This is a genomic window from Achromobacter marplatensis (assembly GCF_049060505.1).
GTDB classification, from domain to species: Bacteria; Pseudomonadota; Gammaproteobacteria; order Burkholderiales; family Burkholderiaceae_B; genus Achromobacter; species Achromobacter marplatensis_A.
This window is the reverse complement of sequence record NZ_JBMGRB010000006.1, coordinates 327992-349952: the sequence shown is the minus strand read 5'-3', so window position 1 is coordinate 349952 and position 21961 is coordinate 327992. Positions and strand designations below refer to the sequence as shown.

General features: G+C 63.6%; 17 protein-coding genes. 7 read left to right on the top strand and 10 right to left on the bottom strand.

Annotation, left to right across the window (positions count from 1 at the left end; all coding sequences use genetic code 11):
• Window positions 1-341: 341 nt before the first annotated feature.
• The 3 genes from cysS to ACI0FO_RS17625 all read right to left on the bottom strand — a co-directional run bounded on the left by cysS (window position 342) and on the right by ACI0FO_RS17625 (window position 7429).
• Window positions 342-1745, bottom strand: coding sequence for a cysteine--tRNA ligase (gene cysS / locus ACI0FO_RS17635; protein WP_416028634.1), 1404 nt, complete (start codon window positions 1743-1745; stop codon window positions 342-344).
• A 1033-nt stretch (window positions 1746-2778) separates the two neighbouring features.
• Window positions 2779-7044: a trifunctional serine/threonine-protein kinase/ATP-binding protein/sensor histidine kinase gene (locus ACI0FO_RS17630; RefSeq protein WP_416028633.1), complete on the bottom strand. Its 4266-nt coding sequence runs from the start codon at window positions 7042-7044 to the stop codon at window positions 2779-2781.
• Window position 7045: 1 nt separating this feature from the next.
• On the bottom strand, window positions 7046-7429 hold the full coding sequence (locus ACI0FO_RS17625; RefSeq protein WP_279995647.1) for a response regulator transcription factor: 384 nt from the start codon (window positions 7427-7429) through the stop codon (window positions 7046-7048).
• Between the two features lie 133 nt (window positions 7430-7562).
• Here ACI0FO_RS17625 and ACI0FO_RS17620 point away from each other — a divergent pair, with 133 nt between their 5' ends.
• Entirely contained in the window at window positions 7563-8222 is a 660-nt protein-coding gene (locus ACI0FO_RS17620) for a response regulator transcription factor (RefSeq protein WP_279995646.1), read from the top strand.
• 10 nt (window positions 8223-8232) lie between these two features.
• Here the strand turns inward: ACI0FO_RS17620 and ACI0FO_RS17615 are convergent, their stop codons facing one another.
• The 7 genes from ACI0FO_RS17615 to ACI0FO_RS17585 all read right to left on the bottom strand — a co-directional run bounded on the left by ACI0FO_RS17615 (window position 8233) and on the right by ACI0FO_RS17585 (window position 14521).
• A complete protein-coding gene (locus ACI0FO_RS17615) occupies window positions 8233-8877 on the bottom strand; it encodes a response regulator transcription factor (RefSeq protein WP_416028631.1) in 645 nt (214 codons plus the stop codon).
• Window positions 8878-9021: 144 nt separating this feature from the next.
• The gene (locus ACI0FO_RS17610; RefSeq protein WP_416028629.1) at window positions 9022-10101 is read right to left on the bottom strand and encodes a porin; all 1080 of its coding nucleotides are present in this window, start codon (window positions 10099-10101) and stop codon (window positions 9022-9024) included.
• 114 nt (window positions 10102-10215) lie between these two features.
• Window positions 10216-11079 carry an alpha/beta fold hydrolase gene (locus ACI0FO_RS17605; protein WP_416028627.1) on the bottom strand — a complete coding sequence of 288 codons (864 nt, stop codon included), beginning with the start codon at window positions 11077-11079 and terminating at the stop codon, window positions 10216-10218.
• Window positions 11080-11104: 25 nt separating this feature from the next.
• Complete coding sequence (locus tag ACI0FO_RS17600) at window positions 11105-11791, bottom strand: hydrolase (protein ID WP_279995642.1); 687 nt, start codon at window positions 11789-11791, stop codon at window positions 11105-11107.
• Between the two features lie 207 nt (window positions 11792-11998).
• Complete coding sequence (locus ACI0FO_RS17595; protein WP_416028625.1) at window positions 11999-12388, bottom strand: helix-turn-helix transcriptional regulator; 390 nt, start codon at window positions 12386-12388, stop codon at window positions 11999-12001.
• A 525-nt stretch (window positions 12389-12913) separates the two neighbouring features.
• Window positions 12914-13837: an ADP-ribosylglycohydrolase family protein gene (locus ACI0FO_RS17590; RefSeq protein ID WP_416028623.1), complete on the bottom strand. Its 924-nt coding sequence runs from the start codon at window positions 13835-13837 to the stop codon at window positions 12914-12916.
• A 57-nt stretch (window positions 13838-13894) separates the two neighbouring features.
• Entirely contained in the window at window positions 13895-14521 is a 627-nt protein-coding gene (locus tag ACI0FO_RS17585) for a TetR/AcrR family transcriptional regulator (protein ID WP_416028621.1), read from the bottom strand.
• 138 nt (window positions 14522-14659) lie between these two features.
• On the opposite strand from ACI0FO_RS17585, the gene ACI0FO_RS17580 reads away from it, so the two are divergent.
• The 6 genes from ACI0FO_RS17580 to ACI0FO_RS17555 are packed head-to-tail and all read left to right on the top strand — an operon-like array spanning window position 14660 to window position 21887.
• Window positions 14660-16468 (top strand): ABC transporter ATP-binding protein, encoded by a 1809-nt coding sequence (locus ACI0FO_RS17580; RefSeq protein ID WP_416028619.1) that lies wholly within the window; start codon window positions 14660-14662, stop codon window positions 16466-16468.
• Entirely contained in the window at window positions 16462-18216 is a 1755-nt protein-coding gene (locus ACI0FO_RS17575; RefSeq protein ID WP_416028617.1) for an ABC transporter ATP-binding protein, read from the top strand. Before ACI0FO_RS17580 ends, ACI0FO_RS17575 begins: the two co-directional genes overlap by 7 nt.
• The gene (locus tag ACI0FO_RS17570) at window positions 18216-19157 is read left to right on the top strand and encodes an ABC transporter permease (protein WP_416028615.1); all 942 of its coding nucleotides are present in this window, start codon (window positions 18216-18218) and stop codon (window positions 19155-19157) included. Before ACI0FO_RS17575 ends, ACI0FO_RS17570 begins: the two co-directional genes overlap by 1 nt.
• Entirely contained in the window at window positions 19157-20104 is a 948-nt protein-coding gene (locus ACI0FO_RS17565) for an iron chelate uptake ABC transporter family permease subunit (protein ID WP_416028708.1), read from the top strand. Before ACI0FO_RS17570 ends, ACI0FO_RS17565 begins: the two co-directional genes overlap by 1 nt.
• Window positions 20101-20877 (top strand): ABC transporter ATP-binding protein, encoded by a 777-nt coding sequence (locus ACI0FO_RS17560; RefSeq protein WP_416028614.1) that lies wholly within the window; start codon window positions 20101-20103, stop codon window positions 20875-20877. Before ACI0FO_RS17565 ends, ACI0FO_RS17560 begins: the two co-directional genes overlap by 4 nt.
• Window positions 20874-21887: a siderophore ABC transporter substrate-binding protein gene (locus ACI0FO_RS17555; protein ID WP_416028613.1), complete on the top strand. Its 1014-nt coding sequence runs from the start codon at window positions 20874-20876 to the stop codon at window positions 21885-21887. The genes ACI0FO_RS17560 and ACI0FO_RS17555 overlap by 4 nt, the downstream gene beginning before the upstream one ends.
• Window positions 21888-21961 lie beyond the last annotated feature (74 nt).

Genomic DNA, 21961 nt, shown 5'->3' with positions numbered 1-21961 from the left:
TTAGAAACGACTGCTGCAGTCGCGCCAGCAGTAAATATTCCATCGGCTGCTTCTTTTTAGCTGCGTTCTGTGCGGGAGCCATGCGCGTCGTTCCGGGATCCTGAGTCCGGAGGCGCTTCATTTCCCGCAGGACCTCGGAGTGGTCTTCTACGCGGCTTAAGACGCGATTGGAGTCTTCTTGAGGCGGCCAGCAAGGGCCAACTCGAGACTTGAGGCATGCAAGCTGAACAGCTGCTTCTGGCCGGACGCGGACGTCGGCGACGGGCCGCGTCCGACCCACTACGTTCAATCAAGCCTGTGCCAACCGGACGTTCATCAGTACGGCGCCCATGTCGTTACCACTAGCCTTCGATATCAGTGGGGGGCGTGGCAATTTCAGTCAGGCGTTGCCCGTCGCTGCCATCCTCCACTCGCCAGCCTTGGGTGTTTAACATCGTTCGTATCTCATCGGCTTTTTCCCAGTTCTTTGCCTCTCGGGCTTGAGCGCGTTCACCGAGCAGCGCCCGGACGCTTTCCGGAATGTCAGGCGCAACCGGTTTCCAATCGCGTAACCCGAGGCCCAGTACAAAATCAAAGCTGTCCACCGTCGCTTTCAAGGTCGCAGGCGGGAGCTCGCTCTTGACGAGTTCCCATAGCACGGCCAATGCCCTCGGCAGATTCAGGTCATCATTCAATTCGGCGTTGAAGCGCGCGGCGAAATCCGGATCGATGCGGCCACCGTCCGACCAACCGGAATAGAGATGCCGCAGCCGGTTCAGGGCTGTCTGCGCTGCACAAAGAGATGCCCAACTGAAATGCAGCTGGCTCCGGTAATGAGCTGTCATGCACAGGTAACGGTAGGCAAGCGGATCGATGTTCCGACTGCGCAAGGTCTGCAAGCGAACAAAATCCCCACTCGACTTCGACATCTTGCTGTCGGCATTGAGTGTTAGAAAATGTCCGTGTATCCAGAAGTTCGCAAGACGAGTGCCGTGGGCCGCTTGTGTCTGCGCTATTTCGTTGCTGTGATGCACGGCGATATGGTCTTCTCCGCCGCAGTGGATGTCGAACCAGATGCCTAGGTATTTCGCCGACATCGCCGAGCACTCAATATGCCAGCCCGGAAATCCCCGTCCCCATGGGCTATCCCATTCCATCTGCCGTGCTACGCCCTTCGGACTGAACTTCCATAGCGCAAAATCCGTGATGTTCTGCTTTGCGCCAAGTGCTACGCGCTTGCCCGCCTGCAGGCCGGCACGGTCTAGCCGGGCCAGATAGCCGTAGTCATCCTGTTTGCTTGTGTCGAAATAGAGACCGTCGTCGGTCCTGTACACGTAGCCGGACCGATCCAGCTCGCCGATAAACGCGATCTGTTCGGCGATGTGATCGGTCGCGCGGCACCATACCGTCGGCTCCAGCAAGTTGAGGGCATGCCAATCCGCGACGAAGGCCTCGGTGTAGCGCTGAGCGATAGCGTATGCGGACTCTCCGGTCCGTCTGCTACCTTTTTCCATCTTGTCTTCGCCTTCGTCGGCATCTGAAGTCAGATGACCGACGTCGGTGATATTGACGACGTGACGGACTTCGTAGCCATTGCGTATGAGTACGCGGCGCAGAATGTCTTCAAACACATACGTTCTTAGATTGCCAATATGCGCATGGTCGTAGACAGTGGGACCGCAGCAATACATGCCCACGTGGCCAGGGTGGATTGGTGTGAACGAGCGTATGGTGCGCGACCAGGTGTCATACAACGCAAGTGGCATCTACTGTCTCCGTATCGAAGGGCGCAGGCAAAAACAAAAAAGCCGCCGGTTTTGCAACGGGCGGCCAGAGGCGATTGATTCAACGTGTAGCTAAGCGCTAGACGCAGTTCCCCTCGGCACGTTCTGACAACATGCACGGACCAGCGAAAAGAGGGACTTGGAGCGAATAGCCATGTCCGCAAGACTAGCGGTTTTCGGCTGTGCAGGTCAATACTGGCGAATGACCTGACCGGTTTTCGCGATGTCTTCCGAATGACCGTCAATGGCCGAAAGCGGTTGTCGAAGACTGGCAGTTTTCGACCCGAAGCTGCCCTTCGCGTTTGCGGGGAACGGACGTTTCCTTGCTGTCTGTGTTGCTGCGCCATCTCCGTTTCTCCGTCCGCTACGCAGAAATGGGAATCTCAGAACTTAGGCAAGGGTCGCTGCTTTTCCCACCGAATCGCTATGGCGAATGCTTGATGTCTGAGACGCTGAGAAAACGCACGCTGGCGAGATACCTCCAGGAGCAGAGCGGCTATCTCCTCGTCAATGGAAAGTCCTTCGTCAAGCCAGGTCAGTGCCCGCTGAGGCCAATATTCAGTTGGCCACCTAAGACCTGCGATCACAATTTCTCGGGCGTGAGGGCCGTCAAGGGGTAACTGGTCCATAGGCTGCTCGAGATGGATCACTAGCTCGGATGGATTCATCGGTAGGTCGGTAGGTGTCAATTTCTCGAAAGGGGACAAAATCAGATTGTTGGAGGCTGACACCAGCATCAGGTTGACGGGGGGGCCGCCTCAGGCCGTCGTAATCAAGGACGTGACGCATCTCATCAGTAAGACTCTCGTCACCCGCAACCTTCTAGAAGCGGTGTTTGCCTAATACCGGCTCAAGATACCTGATCAACTCCTTTCCCGCATTGTGGTTTCCGGCTTTCAACCAATGTCGAAGCAACGCCCGTTGCGACGCGCTCAGGCGCTTTCTTTTCAGGCTGAATGAAGCAGCACGAGATGGGCCGGACGGTTTGCGAGCCCATGCCCGTCTTTGCGCAACCTCAGTTTGCCGTGCGCAGGCGCTCCAGCCGGAACGAGAAGCGGGTGCCGCAAGGCGTCAGCGGCTGCGCGTCCAGCGTGCCGCCATGTGCTTCGATGATTGATCGGCAAATCGCCAGGCCCATGCCCATGCCCTGCGCCTTCGTGGTGAAGAAGGGGTCGAAGATGCGCCCCAGATCGTCTGCCGCGATGCCAGGGCCGCGGTCTTCGACGCTGACCTCGACCATGTCCCCCTCCAAGCGCGAGGACACAATCAACTGGCGCTGCGCCTGCGGCGTGGCATGCATCGCGTCGATGGCATTGGTGACAAGGTTAAGCACTACTTGCTGTAGCTGCGTGCGGTCGGCCTCGACCAGCGCGGCGTCGGAATCCAGCCGCGTCAGCAGGCGCACATGCTGCGCGTCCATTTCCATTTGCGTCAGCGTCAGCACGTCGCCCAGGGTGTCATCCACGCGCACTGGCGCCAGGGCGGCGGGCGCCTGCTTGGCCAGCGAGCGCAGGGCGCGGATGATTTCCGCCGCGCGCAAGCCATTGTTCTTGATGTGGTTCAAACTTTCGCGTGCTTCGTTGATGTCAGGCACCGGCCGGTTCAGCCAACGCAGGCTGGCCCCCACCGACGTCACAATCGCCGTCAGCGGTTGATTGACCTCATGCGCGATCGAGGCGGCCAGCCCGCCCATCACCGTCAGGTGCGACGTGCGCGCCAGGTCGCTGCGCGCCATTCGCAGATTCATTTCCGCCTGCGCGCGCCGATGGTTCTCGTCAACCAGTTGCGCGTATAGCCCCGCCATTTCCAACGAGATTGCCGCGTGCGGCGCCAGCAGCTCCAGCGCTGCCGTGCGGCCGGCATCGAACACATTCGGCCCGCCGTTGTTTTCCAGATAAAGCACGCCCAGCAGCATGCCACCCCGAATCAGCGGCAGGCACAGCACCGAGCGCAGCGGCCGGGTTGCGGCCATCGCCGCGTGGATCGATGGCGCGTCCACCACTGCATCGGCCAGCACCAGCGTCTGGTGCGAGCGCAACACGCTGTTCAGCACCGTCAGCGGCAGCGCGTCAGCCGTAGGCGCCGCGCTTCCCAGCGTGACCGCGCAGGTATCGCCCATGCGGCGCGCGGACGCTTCGATCAACGGCGCCCCGCCTCGCACCAGCAACAACAGGCCATACTGGGCGTCTGCGTATTCCATCATGTTGGTCATCAGCGTTTCGACCAGGCGGTCCAGCACCACCTCGCTTGAAATCAGCTGCGACGCGCGCACCCCGATGGTCCAGTCCGCCGCGCCGGTCGCGCCGTCGCGTTCGGCGGGTTCCGGGGGGTCGGCGTGCAGCGCCAACAATGCGGAGTGCGTCGCAAGCACCTGTTCGGCTTTCTTCACCGCGCCCCAGCGGCGATAGCTGGCATGCGCCAGCCTCACGTGCTGACGGGCGGCGGACAGCAGGCCATTGGCCTGGCACAGGCCCGCCGCCATTTCGTGTGCCAGTGCTTGTTCGTGAACAAAGCCCGCCGCGCCGGCGCCGTCGCAAGACGCCTCAAGACTTTGCAGCGCCACCAGTGGCTGTTTCCGCAGGCGGGCCAGTTCCGCGTCGATCAGTTGCAGCTTGCTGCGAAAGGTGGCTGGGTTCAGTCGGCTCCATTTCACAAAGCGGGCGCGGTGGGGCAGCAGTGCCGCGATGGTGGCGTCGGGGTCGGCCGCCGCACCTGGAGCGCGCGCCGTTGCCAGCGCCAGGTACAGGTGGCAATCCGCCGTATTGATGTGGCTGATCACGGACGACTTCAGCGCGGCGGCGCGCGACAGGCTGTCGACCGCCGCCGCGTAGTCGTGGAAATAAAAGGACGCCATGCCGTCGTACAGCCAGATCCAGAATCGGGTGGATTCCGAATGGGTTCGACGCGCCTGTTCCGACGCAGGCTCGTCGCCCACATACAAGGGCGTGCCCAGCAGCCGGCGGGTGAACCCGTGCTGCGCCTTGAGCAGCAGTTCAATGTCTACGTACTGGATCAGGCGAGTCAGCGCCAGGCCGCGTTCGATTTCCTCTTCGACCAGGCGCAGCTGCTCGCCCATGAAAAGCAGGTCGGACACGATGTGGTTGCTGGCGTAGCACGCCATGCCCAGGTCGCCCGACGCGCGGCCCAGCGACACGGCGGTGTGGGCATGGCCCAACGCCACGCTCAGGGGTTGCGTCCAGGGGCAGACCTGGTCCACCGCGACCAGCGTGGCGATGCGTTCGGCCTCGAAACCGTGGTGCTCGGCCAGCGCCATGCCCGCCAGTCCGTATGACAAGCCGTCTTCATAGTCTTCGTATTGCGCCGCGATGAACACGCCGTACCACGACAGGCCATAGGCCGATTCCGGCGTGGCGCCGTGATCCAGCGTCAGTTCGACCATCTTGGCCAGATGGGTGAAGCGGATGCCGTCATCAACGAAGAACGACGAGATCAGCGTGGACAGCAGGCCCATCACGGTCTGCACGCGGCGGTCCCGCGTGACCGGCGTGTGGCCCAGCGAGGCGATGGGGCGGCCGGCCAGCTTGCGCTGGACGATGTCATACGCGTCGCGCTGTGCGTCGGTGGACGGCGCGCGTGTCAGGGGAACGTCCAGTAGCGACAGGCCGGCCAACGCGGCGCCGATCGCGCCTTCGTAGTCGGACCGCAGCGTTTGCAGTGTGGCCTTCAGGCGGTGCACCGCGGCCTTGTCGACAGGGGGCAGGTCGCGCGCCAGCAGGGCGCCGATCTCTCGCGCCGCGGTGGCGAAATCGGCTTGCGCCAACAGGCATTCGCAACGCAGCAGGCTGACGTCATAGGCCAATGTGTACTGTGTCGTCCACCAGTTCCGCTGCATCAACTGGCAGGCCGCACCCACGTAGTGGGCCGCTTGCTGCACCGCCGCCGCTTCCTTGGCGCGCCGACCGGCAAGTGTTAGTACACGCACGAATACCGTGCGCTGCACCAGGCTCAGCGCAACGCCGTCGGCGCGTTCGATCTGGTTGGCGATCTCGAAGGCGTAGTCGCCAAGCTGCGCGGCCCACAATTCCGCCATCAGCGTGGCGATGCGCGCATGGGCTTGCGGGCGCTGTGCGGGCGTCGTCATGGCGTAGGCGGATTCCAGCACGCGATCGTGCGCGAACACGTAGACGCCGCACTCGTGGCGCAACAGGCCCGCATCAACCAGCGGTTGCAACTGGGTCGCCACGGTGGCCACGGGCAGGTCCGCAATGCGGGCCAGCAGCGTGTCCGCGCTGCGCAAACCCACGCAGGCCATCTGTCCCAACAAGCACCGTCCGGCCTCGGAAAAGCGCTCTAGCCGTGTCACCATCAACTGGACGACGCTGGCCGAGTAGCGCGGATCCATGACGTCGGCAGTGTTCCATTGCCAGTTTCCCGATGCCGCGTCGAACGACAGGACGCCGTCATCCATCAAGGTCAGCAGCAACTGCCGGGCAAAGAAAGGGTTGCCGGCCGTGACCCGATGCAGCGCCTGGCCCAGCTCGCTGACCGCATTGACCCGGTCGTTCAGGACAGCGGCGGTCAGGTCGCAGACGTCTTGCGCGGACAGCGGCGCCACCGCAATTCGAGTGACCTGGACCGGGTTCCAGCGGTCGGCATGAACCAGCCAGTCAAAGGCCTGGCTTGCTGCCTGGTGGTCCTGGTCGCGATAGGCGCCTAGCAGTAGCACGTGCGAGGGGGGATTGACGGTGTATGCCTTCAACCAGGCCAGCGTATCGGCGTCCGCCCATTGCAGATCGTCGATGAACAACACCAGCGGGAAGCCCGCCTGAGCAAAGGTGGAAAACGTGTTCAGCAGGGCGATGTGCACGCGCTGCTGCGCCTGCTTGGCAGGCACGCGCGACAAGGGCGCGGTGCGCCCGATCAAATGTTCGATTTCGGGGAAGATCTCGGCCACGGCCCGGCCTTGGCCGGCCAGAAGCTCCACCAACCGCGCCCGCAGCGGTGCCAGTACCTCCTCATCGCGGCCCAGCGCGGCCATGGTCAGCGTGCGCAACGCATCGGTTATGGGCGCGTAGGGAATGTCGCGCAGTTGCTGATCGCTTTTGCCACCGGCAAAGCTCGCGCCGGCTTGTTCGGCGCGCTGCGCCAGGCGGTCCACCAAGGTTGACTTGCCGGAGCCCGCGGGGCCGGCAAGCAACACGAGTTCCGCGTTGCCCTGTACCGTCACACGGGCCAGGGCGTCGTCCAGCGTGCGCAGTTCCGCGCCGCGTCCGACAAAGGAGGTGACGGTAAGGGTGGCGCTGTGGTCGGGGACGGGCATGTCAGGCGGCCGTCGAATCCGGGTGGATGGCGCGGTCGATGCAGCGCAGGATTTCGGCGTCTTCGAACGGTTTGCAAAGAAAGCAGAACGCGCCAAGCTGCCTGGCCTGTTCACGATACCGTTCTTCGGGAAACGCCGTCATCAGGATGACCGGCACGGACAAGCCGCGTTCGCGCAGGGCCGCGCACATTGCCAGGCCGGTCATGCCGGGCATCTGAATATCGGTGACCACGCATGACAGCCGCGACAGGTCATCGGCATTCAACAGGCCGGCCGCGCCGTCGTACAGCACCACGTTCAGGTCCAGGGAGCGCAACAAGCTGCCGAGCGCCTTACGCACTGAAGCGTCGTCGTCGACGACCGCGATGAGGGGAGCGGCTTTCACTGTGCATTCCTGTATCAAGGCGACTGCCGGTGGAGTGGCCGCGTCGCAAGTCCCCAAGCATACCCGCAGACCGGGGCCTGGAAAAAGCCATACAAAGGTATAATTTTTTCCCTTTTTAGCCGCCTTTTTCGTTATGCCCGGTCAATCCAATGCCCCGGATCGCGCTTGTCCAGCCACCGAGGCCATGGTCTGGGTGGTGGACGATGACACCTCGGTTCGTGAGGCACTGAGCAACCTGCTGCGGTCCGAGGGGATGGCGGCGCGCACCTTCGGATCTGCCGAGGAAATGCTGGCCGGTGGACTGCCCACAGTGCCCACCTGCATCATCCTGGACGTGCAGCTGCGCGGCCTGAGCGGGTTGGACTTGCAGGCGCGGCTGGCGCCGGGCGATGCTCCGTTTTCCATCGTCTTCATTTCCGGCCACGCCGACGTACGCATGACGGCAACCGCCATGAAGGCCGGCGCGCTGGACTTCCTTGCCAAGCCATTTACCGAGGAAGAACTGCTGGGCGCGGTGCACGCCGCGCTGGACAAGGCCCGGGCACGCCATCAGTTTGCCCGCAACGCGCAGGCGCTGCGTGAGCGCTACGCCACCTTGTCGCCGCGTGAACAGCAAGTGATGCGACTGGCGGCGGCAGGCCTGCTGAACAAGCAGATCGCGGCCACGGCCGATATTAGCGAAGCCACGGTAAAAATTCATCGCGCCAACGCCATGCGCAAAATGCAGGCACGCACGTTCGCCGAATTGGTGTTACTGGCGCAATCCATGGGGCTTATCGAGCAAGGTGGTTAGCCACGGGCGGTCAGCCACGGGCGTCGATCTGCCCGGCCATCGTCACCAGTTGGGCAAAGCTGCGCGCCTGCATCTTGCGCATGGCGTTGCCCCGGTGGATCTTCACGGTGATATCGCTGATGCCCAAGCGGTCGGCAATCTGTTTGTTCATCAGGCCCGCCGTGGCGTGTTCCATTACCTGCCGCTCGCGCTGGCTCAGGCTTTGATAGCGCTGGACCAAGCCTTGCATGGCTTGTTCGTTGGCGCGGCGCTCGCCGTCGCGTTGCAAGGCCAGTCGCGTGCAATCCAGCAGATCCTGTTCGTTGAATGGCTTGGTCAGGACGTCCAGCGCGCCGGCCTTCATGGCCCGCACCGTCATGGGAATATCGCCGTGTCCCGTCATGATGATGACGGGCAACGCGTCGCCGTCGCTCTGCAGCAATTGTTGAAGGTCCAGGCCGTTGCCATCGCGCAGCCGGACATCCAGCAGCAGGCATGCCGGGCGGTCGTCCCTGTCGTTTTCCCGGAATGCCTGCACGCTGTGAAAGGCCTTGGCGGCCAAGCCTACTGATGCGAACAGCGCGACGAGCGACTGCGTGATCGCAGGCTCGTCATCGACGATGTAGACCACGGGGTCCACGGGTTTGGGTACGCCGGGGGCTGCGCATGGCTTCACGATGAACTCCTGGGTGGGGCGGCCGGGCATATGGTTGCAACGGGCGGGCTCGCTCGGGGCAACTTGCGTGTGTCCAGGATTCTGGCACGCCCGCGCGCCGGGGGCGTACTCACTACCACCAAAGTCGTAGTCGCCGGGCGGTGGCTAGAAGTAGTGGCGCAAGCCAATGGCCAGCGTCTGCGGGCTGGCGCCCTGGGTGACGCCCAGGCTGTTGATGGCAAAGTCATAGTCGGCGTGCGCGCGGTTGCGGATTCGCGAGTAATAGCCGTATAGCGCCGTGCGCGGCGACAGGGGATAGTCGTATCCGACCGTCCATTGCACCGCGCCGGTGTCCGATCCACTGCGTACAAAGCCCACAGTCTGCGACGATGGTCCGCGGCCGTTACCCGCCACACCCAGCGCCGCGCGCAAACTGCCCCGGCCCAGCGCCTGCACGACTGACACGTAATAGCCGTCGCGCGTCAACGATCCGCTGGCCGTCTGGTAGCGCAGCCGTTCGGCTACCAGCCCGATCCGGGTCGTCGAAAATTGATAAGACAGCCCCATCTTGAAAGCGTCGTCGTGCGTGTTCGCCGCCTGGTAGTTGCGGTGCACTTCATAACCCACCGCCACGTTCAATCCGCCCAGGTCATAACTGCCCGACCATGAGAAAAGCTGCGGATTACGTGGGGTCCTCATCTTTTCCTGCGGCAGCCCCCACGCGAAGCCACCGGTCAGCCCGCGCCACGACGGCGTGCGGTATTGCAGGGAATTGTTCTGTCTGCGGTCAAACGAACTTGTGTTTTCGACATTGCCGCTACTGGCCGCCGACCCGTTGCCCAGTAAGGCCATATAGCCTGCCGTGGTCGGATAGTAGGGGTCGTAGGCCAGGGTGGCTTCGGTATAGGGCGTATGCCAGTTGCCCAGGAACAGGGTCCCGTAGGGGCCGACAACGCCGACGCGGGTGTTGCGGCTGGCAATCTGCCCCTGACCGGTGTTCAGGGCGATGCCGCTTTCAATCTGAAAGATCGCGCGGGTGCCGTCGCCCAGCCATTCCGAACCTCGCAGCCCGAATACCGAGCGGTTGTTGGTCATCCGCGCCGCGCTGCTGGCGTCGGACGCGCCGCTGATCCAACTGCTTTCCAGCGCGGTGTTCAACCTGCCGTAGAGCGTCACCGACGGTTGGGCGCAGACCGGCGCCGCCGCCACCAGGCATGCGGCTAGCGGTGTTGCATAGCATTTCACTAGAGACTTCCGGTAAAGAAAGAAAGGCAGGGCGCCGGGCTGGTTTGCCCGGCGCCCCTTGATGGGCGCTGCGGAATGGGCGGGTCAAAAGGGGAGCCCGCTTTGGGCCGTGGTTCAGCCCTTGATGAAGGCCAGCAGGTCGGCGTTGACCTGTTCGGCATCAAGCACGCACATCCCGTGAGAGGCGCCCGGGTAAACCTTCAGCGTGGCGTTCTTGAGCAGCTTCACCGCCTTCTCGGCCGACTTCGCAATCGGCACCATCTGGTCGTCCGAGCCATGCAGAATCAGCGTCGGCACATCGATCTTTTTCAGATCTTCCGTGAAGTCGACCTCGGAAAACTGCTTGATGCACGCGTACTGGCCGCGGATGCCGCCCGCCATGCCTTGCACCCAGAATGCCTCGATGGTTCCTTGATCAACCTTGGCGCCGGGCCGGTTGAAGCCAAAGAATGGCAGGGTCAAGTCCTTGTAAAACTGCGACCGGTTCTGCATGACGCCCTGGCGGATGCCGTCAAAGACTTCCATCGGCAAACCGTCAGGGTTGGAGGCGGTCTTGGCCATCACGGGCGGCACCGCACCGATCAGCACCACTCGCGCAACGCGCTTGCTGCCGTGGCGGCCGATGTAGCGGGCGACTTCGCCGCCGCCGGTGGAATGGCCCACCAAGGTCGCGCCCTGGATGTCCAGCGCGTCAAGCAGGGCGGCCAGGTCATCGGCATAGGTGTCCATGTCGTTGCCCTGGGACGGCTGACCAGAACGGCCGTGGCCGCGACGGTCATGGGCAATGACACGAAAGCCGCGTTCCGACAGGAACAGCATCTGCGCGTCCCAGGCGTCGGCGTGCAACGGCCATCCGTGCGAGAAAACGACCGGCTGCCCTGCGCCCCAGTCCTTGTAATAGATATGGGTGCCGTCACGGGTGACGATGGTCTGGCCGGCGGTGCCCGATGAGGCGGCGGTCTGCGCTTGCGAATTCATGTTCGTTCGTCCTGTGTGCGAGAATTTATCGGGCTGCAATCGGGGCGATTGCCTCGTGCGAGGTATGGGTGCGCTGCGGAGCCTTGTGCACCATCGTGTAGGCGTAGTCCACGCCCATGCCGTAGGCGCCGGAATGTTCCTTCACCAACGCCATCACGGCGTCGTAGGTGTCGCGGCGCGCCCAGTCACGCTGCCATTCCAGCAGCACCTGCTGCCACGTCACCGGCACGACGCCCGCCTGGATCATGCGTTGCATGGCCTGGTCGTGCGCCTCCTTGCTGGTGCCGCCCGAGGCATCCGACACCATGTAGATCTCGTATTGGCCTTCCAGCATGGCGCACAGCGAAAACGTCGTATTGCAGACTTCGGTCCACAAGCCCGCCACGACGACCTTCTTACGGCCGTTGGCGGCCAGCGCGTCACGCACCTTCTGGTCGTCCCACGAGTTCATCGACGTGCGTTCCAGCACCTTTTGGTCGGGAAACACATCCAGCAATTCGGGGTATGTGTAGCCCGAGAAGCTCTCGGATTCCACGGTGGTGATCGTCGTCGGAATGTTGAAGATTTTGCCGGCCTTGGCCAGGCCGACCGTGTTGTTCTTCAGAACCTGGCGGTCGATGGACTGCACGCCAAATGCCATCTGGGGTTGGTGGTCGATGAAGATCAGTTGGCTGTTTTGCGGGGTCAAAACTTCAAGTTTGGATTGGGTCATGGCGTAGGATCAAAGGGTCTGTCGATGCGTGATTGCAAGGCGCAAGCAGACGGATTGTGAATGGGGATGCGCGGGCATCCCGTGGCATTGAAAGGTGTCCGGCAGTGGACGAAACGAAGCTTATGGGGCGGTCATCGGCGGCACAATAACGCCTTCGTATAGGCGTGGAATCCGATGTGTTGATGCGCCGGCGATTGCGGGGCTACGTCAGGCCTTGGCCGTGCGACGCCACGCGCCTGGGGGCACGCCCACCAGGTTGTGGAACACGCGCGTGAAGTGGGCCTGGTCGGAAAACCCGCAATCCAGCGCGATATCGGCCAGCGTCTTGTTCGGTATCCGAAGCTGCTCGCGGGCATCGGCGATACGCTGCAGAAGCACCCAACGGTGGGGCGTAGTGCCCTCCGCGTCGCGAAATACTGTCGTGAAATGCGTGCGTGAAAGCTTGCAGGCACGGGCGACGTCGGCGACGGAGTTCTGGCCGCTTAGCAACATGGTCTTTGCCTGCCGCTCAAGCGTTATCGGCAAGCTGCGTTTGCGCGGCGCGGAACCGCAGGGCAGCGTGCCGCCGTCACCGACGCGGGCGATGGATGGGCGCATGGAATCCTCCGGGGAACTGGGAACGAGGGGGCGTGCCCTTTCGATGGGTGAAAGGGGGGGGCGTCGCCGCGCTTTAGCACGCAGGCGTCTGGGGCCTGACGATCAGGCGCAGACGCAGAGTAGGACTCGGCCTCAACACCATCAATCAGCCATTGGTGTTAGCGATAGGTGCGCGCGCCCGAATAGCGCGCCAGACGGGCCTAGGTTGATGACGCGACGTCGACTTTAGGTCCGCGATCAAGTCGATGGCGGTCTCCTTGCGGTGTGTCGCAAACGATGAAAGCAATGCTAGCTGCGGGCGGCTAAGCCCTCTATGTGCCCAAGGACACACCTCAGGACTTATCCAGGCCGCCCAAACGGTCCAGGGCGAGCCCCGCTTCGGAAAATTGAACCGAATACCGTCCAAGTCGGTGCGGTCCAGGCGATTGCGCTGTGGCTGTCAGAACGGAAAGCGTTATCACCCAGCCTCGGTCGGCAGCGCCCTTTCGCCGAGGGCTGCTTCTGGCCGAGAGGAGTCTCCGCACTTTAAATCTCTGCCAACAGGGATTCGACAAAGTCCTTGCCGCGTAGTGCCGCTAGCCAGCGGTCAGGGATGGCGGTGACTCCGTAGAGAAGGCCCGCCAACCCGCCGGCGATAGCTGCCGTGGTATCCGTGTCGTTGCCCAGAGCAACTGCGCGTTTCACGCAGCCTTCGTAGCTGCCGGTCGATAACAGGCAATGAATGGCGGACCAGAAGCTGTCGACCACATAGCCGGAGCCTTGAGGGGGATCGAAACGGCCGTCCAGTACGATCTTCAACTCAGCTTCTTCCGCCAAGCCGGCATAACGTCCCAGCAACTCATCTTCCGCCGCGCGAACGGCATCGGGCGCCGACTGCCCGTCCAGAATGCCCATGGCCGTCAGGCAACACAGCGCGCAGCACAGTTGCGCGCGTATGTGTCCGTGCGTGATCAAGCTCTGCTTCATGGACAGGCTAATCGCACTCTCCCGCGACGACGCCACCATCACCACTGACAAGCATCGCATCAGCGACCCATTGCCATTGTCACGTTCGTCCGCGGGACCGGCGACGGCAGGTGCGGTGCCCGAACCCAACGCTTGAAATGCCCGCTGGGTTTGCAATCCGATATCAAAGACGTTGCCGTCCGGGGTGAATTTCCCTTGCCGGGCCCAGTCAAGCAGATTGATGGCGAATGCGTCGAGATCGAGATCCCCATCGCGCAATAGCGCATCCAACAAAGCGAGCGCCTGTGCGCCGTCATCGCTCCATGTGCCTGCAGGGACGCCGCCATGGGCTCGATCGAAGCCGGCGGGGGGCACCATTTCGATGTCGGGGGGCGAAGGGATGGACTCCGTTCCGTGGAATTCGTATGGAACGCCGAGGGCGTCGCCGACCAACAGGCCAAAAAGGCATCCGCGCAGGCGGCCTTGGTTCGCGTTGATTGTCATTGGGAAATGCTGCTCATATCACTGCTATTGGCACGGGTGGTGTCAACGCTTTTACGCTTAATTAGTCGGCTGCGCCGGACCTTCTTCCAACATGCTTAGCAGGCCGATGATCAGCGCCTGCATGCCCTGGTCAAGCTCCACTTCCATCTCTGACTCTTCCGCGGCGCGCGCCTCGTCCACGACCGGCTCTTTCCCCGCGACCGTGTACACCGTATCGGCTACCGCCAGGCCGTGGAAGGCCACGGTTGCGAGCAGGATTCGGGACTGCTCCTTTGAAATGCCGAACGCGCTGGCGATATGGCGCTGGTGCCCGTCTATTTTCGCAAGCATGGCCGGCGTTGCCGCCAATCTGCGGATCACGTAGGGCGTCACGCCCGGGTGGGCTTTCACGAACTCTCTTGCCGACGTGGCGAACAGGGTCAGGTATTGCTTCAACCCGCCCGCGCCGTTGCTACAGGCCTGGGGGATATCCCAGCGGCTGAAGATCTCATCGGCGACCAGGCGCTTGAGCTCCTGAAGGCTGGGCACGTGTTTGTAGAGCGCCATGTGGCTGACGCCCAACGCCGCCGCAACGCCCACAAAGGTGATATTGGGCAAGCCCAGCGCGATGCCGGCATCGGCGATCCGTTCGCGAGTGATGGTGGGAGGCCGTCCCCGCGTGGTGCGGCGCTCTGGCGGCTGCATGTCTGTTCCCTCTTCGTGATGACGTCTACCCAGCACTTTAACTTGCCCCATGAATAGTTAGTTTATTGGCATGCAACTAAAGCGTGATTTAGTTTATAGTAATGCAAATAATTATCACCAACATCCCGGTATTTGTTCATGAAGACTTCTGGCGCCGAGCCGGCCAACCCCCGCCACGCCGGCCCGCTCGATCTGGTGTTGACCCCTATCCGGGGGCAACTCATCGTCGCATCCGTACTGGCCGCGGTGGGCGCCATGCTGACGCTGGCGCCGCTGGCAGCCATCGCGCATATTGCGCGACTCCTCCTTTCCGGCGCCGGCAGCGAAGGCGCTCACCTGGCCGACGCCTGGCCCGAAATCTGGTGGACCGTCATCGGCGCGGTGGCGTGCATGTTCGCCGGCATGCTGATGGTCTCCGCGGGCGAATTGACCGCCCACCTGGCTGACAATCGCATCACCCATCGCCTTCGCCTCGCCGGTGCACGGCGGCTGGCGCAGGTGCCGCTGGGCTGGTTCACCGGCAGGGCGTCGGGCGAGGTCAAGCAGGCGTTGCAGGACGACATGGCGACCCTGCACAGCCTGACCGCGCATTTCTTCACGGCGGTGGCACGCGCGGCTGGCGTCATCGTGATCTCCGTCATCTACCTCTTCGCGCTGGACTGGCGCCTCGCCCTGGTGGCGCTGTTGCCGTTCTGCGGCTTCTTCCTGTTCCTGCGCCGGGCGATGAAGGCCAGCGGGAAGAACATGCAGGCGTTTGTCGCCCGGCTTGGGCGCATCAATGGCGCGACGGTCGAGTTCGTAAGCGGGATCTCCGTGGCCAAGGCGTTCGGCGACGCCGGCAAGGCGCATCGCGGCTACCGGGACGCCGTGGACGGATTTGCCGACGCCTTCGTCGAATTCACGCGTCCGCTGGTCGCGGCGATGGCCCGTGCCCACGCACTGATCGCGCCGGTCGCCGTGCTGAGCGTGGTGCTGGGTTTTGGCGCGCTTTTTGTGGGTCTGGGCTGGATGGCGCCGGTGGATGTGCTGGCATTCGCCTTGGTGGCGCCGTGCATTTGCAGCCCGCTACTGCTGCTGCACACGCTGCTGCACGACCTGGGCAGCGCCACGGGTGCCGCGCAGCGCGTGCTGGCGTTGCTGAAAACCCCGGTGCTGGAAGCGCCCGCGCCGGGCCGCCAGCAAACTCCCGAGGGGCATGAAGTCCGATTCGAGGGCGTGGGCTATTCCTACGACGCCGCAGGCGCGGCGCTATCGAACATTAGCTTCACCCTGGAACCCGGGACGGTCACGGCCATCGTTGGCCCGTCGGGCGCGGGGAAATCCACGCTGGCGCGACTGTTGCTGAGATTCTTTGATCCCGCCGAAGGCCGCATTACGCTCGGCGGCGCCGACTTGCGGCGGATTGAAAGCACGCAGCTCTACCGGCGCGTGGGTTTCGTATTGCAGGAAGTGCGCCTGATTCATGCCAGCGTGCGCGACAACATCGCGCTGGGCAGGCCCGCCGCCAGCCAGCAGGAGATAGAAGCCGCCGCGCGTACTGCCAACATCCATGAACGCATCCTGGCCCTGCCGCGCGGCTACGATTCCATGGTCGGCGAAGACGCGCAGCTTTCCGGCGGCGAGCGTCAGCGCGTGAGCATCGCCCGCGCGGTGCTTCTCGACCCTCCCGTGCTGGTGCTGGACGAAGCCACGGCGGCGGCGGACGCCGGCAGCGAGGCGGCGATCCAGGCGGCGCTGTCGTGCTTCGCCCAAGGGCGCACGCTGATGGTCATTGCGCACCGGCTGGACACGGTGAAGCACGCCGACCGCATCATCGTCTTGGAGGACGGCGTCATCACAGAACAAGGCCGGCATGAGCAGTTGCTGGCGCAAGGCGGCCGCTACGCGCGGCTTTGGAAGCTGGGCGGCTACGAAACGGCTACGGCCCAAGAGGAGCCGTCATGCTGAAGTCCTTGATGCAATTGCTGGGCCGGGACGCGCCCGTCCTGCGCCGCTACCTCTGGCTGGCCCTTGTCTACGGCGTTTTCTGCGGCCTCACCATTGCGTCCATCGTGCCGATGCTTACCCACTTGCTGGGCGCAGAAGCCAGGCGGGCCGCACCCTGGCTGATTGCGCTGCTCGGCGGGGCAGGGATCTGCTGGGCGCTGCGTGGCCACGTTGAGCGTGCCGGCGTGCGCGTGGGCGTCGCCATCCTTCAAGGCGGCCGCCACCGGCTTGGCGACCATGTGGCACGCCTGCCTGTCGGCTGGTTCACGCCGCAGAACACGGCCCGTCTTGGGCACGTGGTCACGCAGGGCATGATGTCCGCGGCCCAGCTTCCGGCGCACGTGTTTACGCCGGTCATCGCGGGCGTGGCGACGCCCGTGGTGCTTGTGTTCGCCTTGTTTGCACAGCATTGGCTGCTGGGCGTGATGGCCTTGACGGCCCTGCCCTTGCTGGCGGGCGTCCTCTTTCTTACGGCGCGGCTTGCGCGGCGTGCCGACAATGCCTTTCACCAGCGTTTCGCCGACGCCAGCCAGCGCGTGGTGGAATTCGCCCAAGCCCAATCGGTGCTGCGCGCCTTCAGCGGGCAGGGAGGGGGCATGCGCTATTTCGAAGAGGCCGTGGAGCGGCAGCGCGCGTCGGGGGCGCGGTTGATCTGGCTGTCGGCCGGAGCCGCCGTTCTGAACGCATGGGCCGTCCAGGCCACGTTTGCCGCCTTGTTGATCGCGGGAGCCTGGTGGATCAACGCGTTGCTGGGCAGCCAGGCAGGGGCCGCGGCGCTTGTGGCGGCCATGGTCTCGATGTTGCTGGTCGCCCGCTACATCGATTCGCTGCTGGAGGTGGCCGGCTATGGCGAAATCCTGCGCGGCGCGCGCGCCCAGCTTGACGCCATCGAAGCATTGCTTGCGGTCGAACCCTTGCCGGAGCCCGACGCGCCGCAGGTGCCGCTGGACGCGTCGATCGAACTGCGCGATGTTCACTTTCGCTACGCCCAGGACGAACCCTATGTGCTGCACGGCGTGAATCTGCGCATCGAGCCTGGCAGCATGATCGCCTTGATCGGCGAATCGGGTTCTGGCAAGACCACGCTGGCGCGGCTGATCGCGCGCTTCTTCGATGTGGATGAAGGCAGCGTGCGGCTCGGCGGCGTGGACGTGCGGAAGATTTCCAGCGGGCGGCTGGCGGGTCAGATCAGCCAGATCTTCCAGGATAACTATCTGTTCACGGGAACCATCGCAGACAACATCCGCGTCGGAAAACCCGATTGCACCGATGCCGAACTCCTGGACGCCGTGCGGCAGGCAGGCGTGGCGGAAATCGTCTTGCGCCTGCCGCAGGGCCTGGAAACGCCCGTGGGCGAGGGGGGCACAAGCCTGTCCGGCGGCGAGCGGCAGCGCATCGCCATCGCGCGGGCGCTGCTCAGCGACGCGCCTATTCTGCTGGTGGACGAGGCCACCGCGGCCCTGGACGCGGAGAACCAGGCCGTCATCGCCGAGACGCTGGCGCGGCTACGCGGCAAGCGCACGCTGGTGGTGATCGCGCATCAGCTTTCCACGGTGGCGATGGCCGACCGGATCGCGGTGCTGGAGGGCGGCCGGATCGTGGAAGAGGGGACGCCCGCGGCGCTGCGCGAAAACCGGGGGCGGTATGCGCGGTTTCTTAGCCAGCGTCAGGCCGCCAAAGGATGGCGCATTGGCGGAGGGGACGCCTGATGCGTGCAGGGCTGTTAGCGCTGTTCGTCGCGCTCTGCGGCATATCGCTATTGATCGGCGCCCGGCAGATGGCGTGGTTGCAGCTGTTCTCGCTGTCCGGCGACGCGTGGCTGACGTTGACCGCGAGTCGGCTACCGCGGCTGGCGGCGCTGACGCTGACGGGAATCGGGCTGTCGGTCTGCGGCGTGATCCTGCAGCACATCGTCCGCAACAAGTTCGTCGAGCCGGCGACGTCGGGCGGGCTTGACGCCGCCAAGCTTGGCATCCTGGTGGCGATGACGCTGGCGCCGTCCATCGGGACGGTGGGGCGGATGCTGTTTGCGCTGGGCTTTTGTTTCGCGGCCAGCCTGGTCTTCGTGGCCATCGTGCGCCGCGTGAAGTTCAAGAACACGATCCTCGTCCCGGTTATCGGCCTGATGTACGGCGGCGTGCTGAGCGCGCTGGCGGAATTCCACGCTTACCGCAACAACATCCTGCAGAGCATGCAGGGCTGGCTGCTGGGCGACTTTTCCAAGATCGTGCAGGGCAACTACGAACTCGTCTATCTGATCCTGCCGATCGTCGCGCTGACCTATCTGTATGCGCACCGCTTCACGGTGGTGGGCATGGGCGAGGGCATGGCGTCCAGCCTGGGGCTGAACTATTCGGCCACCGTGGCGTTGGGATTGATGCTGGTGGCGGTGACCGTGTCGGCCACCGTCATCACCGTCGGAGCGATTCCGTTTGTCGGGCTGGTCATCCCCAACCTGGTCGCGCTCCATTATGGCGACAACCTCAGCCGCACCTTGCCTGTCGTGGCCCTGGGCGGGGCGTCGCTGCTGCTGTTTTGCGACATCGTTGGCCGCCTGCTGATTTATCCGTTCGAAGTCCCCATCGGCCTGACCGCCGGGGGCATGGGCGGCGTCTTGTTCCTTGCGCTTATCCTGTGGAAGCACCGATGATGCGCGCCGCTTCCCAAAGAATGATCTGGTTGACGGTCATCGCACTGGCCGTGTTCTTTCTGTTCTTTCGATCGGGCCTGGACTTCGATTACGTGATTCCGAAGCGGCTGGCCCGGCTGGCGGCCATGATCCTCGGCGGCATCTGCATTGCCTGGTCGTCGATCGCGTTCCAGACCCTCACCGGGAACCGGATCCTCACGCCGGCGATCATGGGCTATGAGGCGGTCTACCTCTTGCTGCAATCCCTGCTGGTGCTGGCCATGGGGGCGCAGAGCCTGGTGGCGCTGGGCGTGAACGGCAACTTCTTCCTGTCGGTCCTGCTGATGCTGGGCTATTCGTGGATTCTTCATCGCTGGCTGTTCCGCAACGGCGGCCAGAACGTGTATTTCGTGCTGCTGGTGGGGCTGGTGCTGACGATGGTGATTGGCACCCTCACGCAGTTCGTGCAGCTGAAAACCAGTCCCGGCGAGTTCTCGATTCTGCTCGGATTCACCCAGGCGTCATTCGGCCGGGCAGAGCCGGGGCAGTTGCTTGTTTCCGCCGCCCTTGTTGCCGCGGTGTGCCTGGCGGGCTTCAGAAGCCTGCCGACGCTGGACGTGATCTTGCTGGGGCGCGATCAGGCCATTTCCCTCGGCGTGGACCATCGGCGCACCGTCCGGCTGCATCTGGCTTTGATCGCGGTACTGGTTGCGGTGTCGACCAGCCTGCTCGGGCCCACGGCGTTCATGGGGATCTTCATCGCCAATACCTCCTATGCGCAGGCGCGCTCGCGCAGGCACCGAATCACTTTGCCCACCGGCTGCGCCATCGCCGTGGGCATCTTCATCCTGGCCCAGCTCGCGGTCGAGCATGTCTTTAACTACAAGACCACCGTTGGCATCCTGGTCAACCTGGTGTGCGGCGGGTGGTTTCTTGCAATGATGGCGCGCACGCGGGGCACGGCATGATTACCACTCGGAATCTGTTCAAAACATACGGATCGAAGTCCGTCCTGCGCGATGTGAGCGTGCAATTTCCCACTGGCGCGCTGACCTCGCTTATTGGTCCGAACGGCGCGGGCAAGACCACGCTCTTGATGATGATCGCGCGGCTGCTGGACCCGACCCACGGCGACATCCTGCTCGACGGTTCCAGCGTGGCCCGAGTGCGTAGCGCCGATTACGCGAAGCGTGTCGCCACCTTGCGCCAATCCCCGGAATTCAACCTGCGCCTGACGGTTGAGGAACTTGTCGCCTTTGGCCGGTTTCCGTACAGCCGCGGCGCATTGACGCCGCGCGACCTGCGGGCGATCGACGAGGCCATCGCGTTTCTCTCGCTGGACCGACTGCGCCGCGCCTATGTCGACGAGCTAAGCGGCGGCCAGCGCCAGATGGCGTTCCTGGCCATGACCATTGCCCAGCAGACGGATTGCCTGTTGCTGGACGAACCGCTGAACAACCTTGACATCAAGCACGCCGTTCAGATCATGCGAGCGCTACGCCGGCTGTGCGATGAACAAGGCCGCACGGTGATCCTGGTGGTGCACGACATTAATTTCGCGGCCTGCTACTCCGATCACATCGTTGCGATGAAGGACGGCGCGGTGCGTTGCGCCGGCGCCGTGTCCGAGGTGGTGACCGAAGACTGCCTGCGGGAGTTGTATGGACTGGATTTCGAGATCACGCACGGAGAACGGGGACGCCTGTGCAACTACTTCAACCCCCCGGGAGAATTGAAATGATCTTTACGCACAGACCGCGTGCACTGGCCTTGTCGTTGGCGGTATCACTGGGTGCGATGGCCGCGCTGCCAGGGTGCAGCCAGGAAGCCGCGGAATCATCCAAGGCAGAGGCACCCGCGGCGGCCGCCAGCTCCGCTGCGTCACAGCCCTACGCCAGCATCACGGTTCAGCACAAACTGGGCACGACCGTCATTGAAAAGCTGCCGCAGCGTGTGGTGGCCCTGGATATGAACGAAGTCGACTTCCTGGACGAACTTGGCGTGCCGGTCGTCGGCATGCCCAAAGATTTTGTGCCGCACTTTCTTGCCCGCTACAAGGATGCGGCGCAGGTGCAGGACATGGGCGCTATCGTGCAGCCGAACCTGGAACGCGTGCATGCCGCCAGGCCCGACCTGATCCTGATCACTTCGCTGCAGGCGAACCACTACAAAGCGCTGAGCGAGATCGCGCCGACGATCCACTTCGACGTGGACTATCGCGACAGCCAGGCCAATCACGTCGAAATCGTCAAGGACCACCTTATGACGCTGGGGCGGATCTTCCAGAAGGAAGGCCTTGCCCGCCAGAGGGCCGCGGAACTTGACGCCAAGGTGAAAGCGGCACGGACCCTTATCCAGGACCGGCCCGAGACGGCGCTCATCGTGCTGCACAACAACGGCGCGTTCAGTTCGTTCGGGACGCAGTCGCGTTATGGCTTCATCTTCAAGGCCCTGGGCGTCAAGCCCGCCAGCCCGTCGGCCGAGGCCGGCCTGCACGGCCAGCCGATATCCAGCGAGTTCATCCAGCAGGCAAATCCCGACATCGTCTACGTGGTCGATCGCACCGCCGTGATGGAGCGCCGGCCGAGCCTGAACGCCGACACGCTAAGCAATCCCCTTTTGCGCCAGACGTCCGCGTGGCGCAACGGCCGCGTGGTGTTTGCGGACGCCGAGGCCTGGTACGTCACCGCCGCCAGCGTGAAGTCGCTTGAACTCATGATCGACGACGTGACCAAGCCCTACCGGAACTGATTCGATCGACGCCAGGCGCGTCTTTGTCGATTCAAACGTAAATGATTCCCAGTCGCCTGAATTTCCGGGCAAAC

What these genes read in the sequence shown, in the direction of transcription:
- cysS (WP_416028634.1), bottom strand. Translation starts at nt 1,745, where the DNA reads ATGCCACTTGCGTTGTATGACACCTGGTCGCGCACCATACGCTCGTTC.
- ACI0FO_RS17605 (WP_416028627.1), bottom strand. Translation starts at nt 11,079, where the DNA reads ATGAATTCGCAAGCGCAGACCGCCGCCTCATCGGGCACCGCCGGCCAG.
- ACI0FO_RS17585 (WP_416028621.1), bottom strand. Translation starts at nt 14,521, where the DNA reads ATGCAGCCGCCAGAGCGCCGCACCACGCGGGGACGGCCTCCCACCATC.
- ACI0FO_RS17580 (WP_416028619.1), top strand. Translation starts at nt 14,660, where the DNA reads ATGAAGACTTCTGGCGCCGAGCCGGCCAACCCCCGCCACGCCGGCCCG.
- ACI0FO_RS17565 (WP_416028708.1), top strand. Translation starts at nt 19,157, where the DNA reads ATGCGCGCCGCTTCCCAAAGAATGATCTGGTTGACGGTCATCGCACTG.
- ACI0FO_RS17575 (WP_416028617.1), top strand. Translation starts at nt 16,462, where the DNA reads ATGCTGAAGTCCTTGATGCAATTGCTGGGCCGGGACGCGCCCGTCCTG.
- ACI0FO_RS17595 (WP_416028625.1), bottom strand. Translation starts at nt 12,388, where the DNA reads ATGCGCCCATCCATCGCCCGCGTCGGTGACGGCGGCACGCTGCCCTGC.
- ACI0FO_RS17570 (WP_416028615.1), top strand. Translation starts at nt 18,216, where the DNA reads ATGCGTGCAGGGCTGTTAGCGCTGTTCGTCGCGCTCTGCGGCATATCG.
- ACI0FO_RS17630 (WP_416028633.1), bottom strand. Translation starts at nt 7,044, where the DNA reads ATGCCCGTCCCCGACCACAGCGCCACCCTTACCGTCACCTCCTTTGTC.
- ACI0FO_RS17560 (WP_416028614.1), top strand. Translation starts at nt 20,101, where the DNA reads ATGATTACCACTCGGAATCTGTTCAAAACATACGGATCGAAGTCCGTC.
- ACI0FO_RS17600 (WP_279995642.1), bottom strand. Translation starts at nt 11,791, where the DNA reads ATGACCCAATCCAAACTTGAAGTTTTGACCCCGCAAAACAGCCAACTG.
- ACI0FO_RS17555 (WP_416028613.1), top strand. Translation starts at nt 20,874, where the DNA reads ATGATCTTTACGCACAGACCGCGTGCACTGGCCTTGTCGTTGGCGGTA.
- ACI0FO_RS17590 (WP_416028623.1), bottom strand. Translation starts at nt 13,837, where the DNA reads ATGACAATCAACGCGAACCAAGGCCGCCTGCGCGGATGCCTTTTTGGC.
- ACI0FO_RS17620 (WP_279995646.1), top strand. Translation starts at nt 7,563, where the DNA reads ATGCCCGGTCAATCCAATGCCCCGGATCGCGCTTGTCCAGCCACCGAG.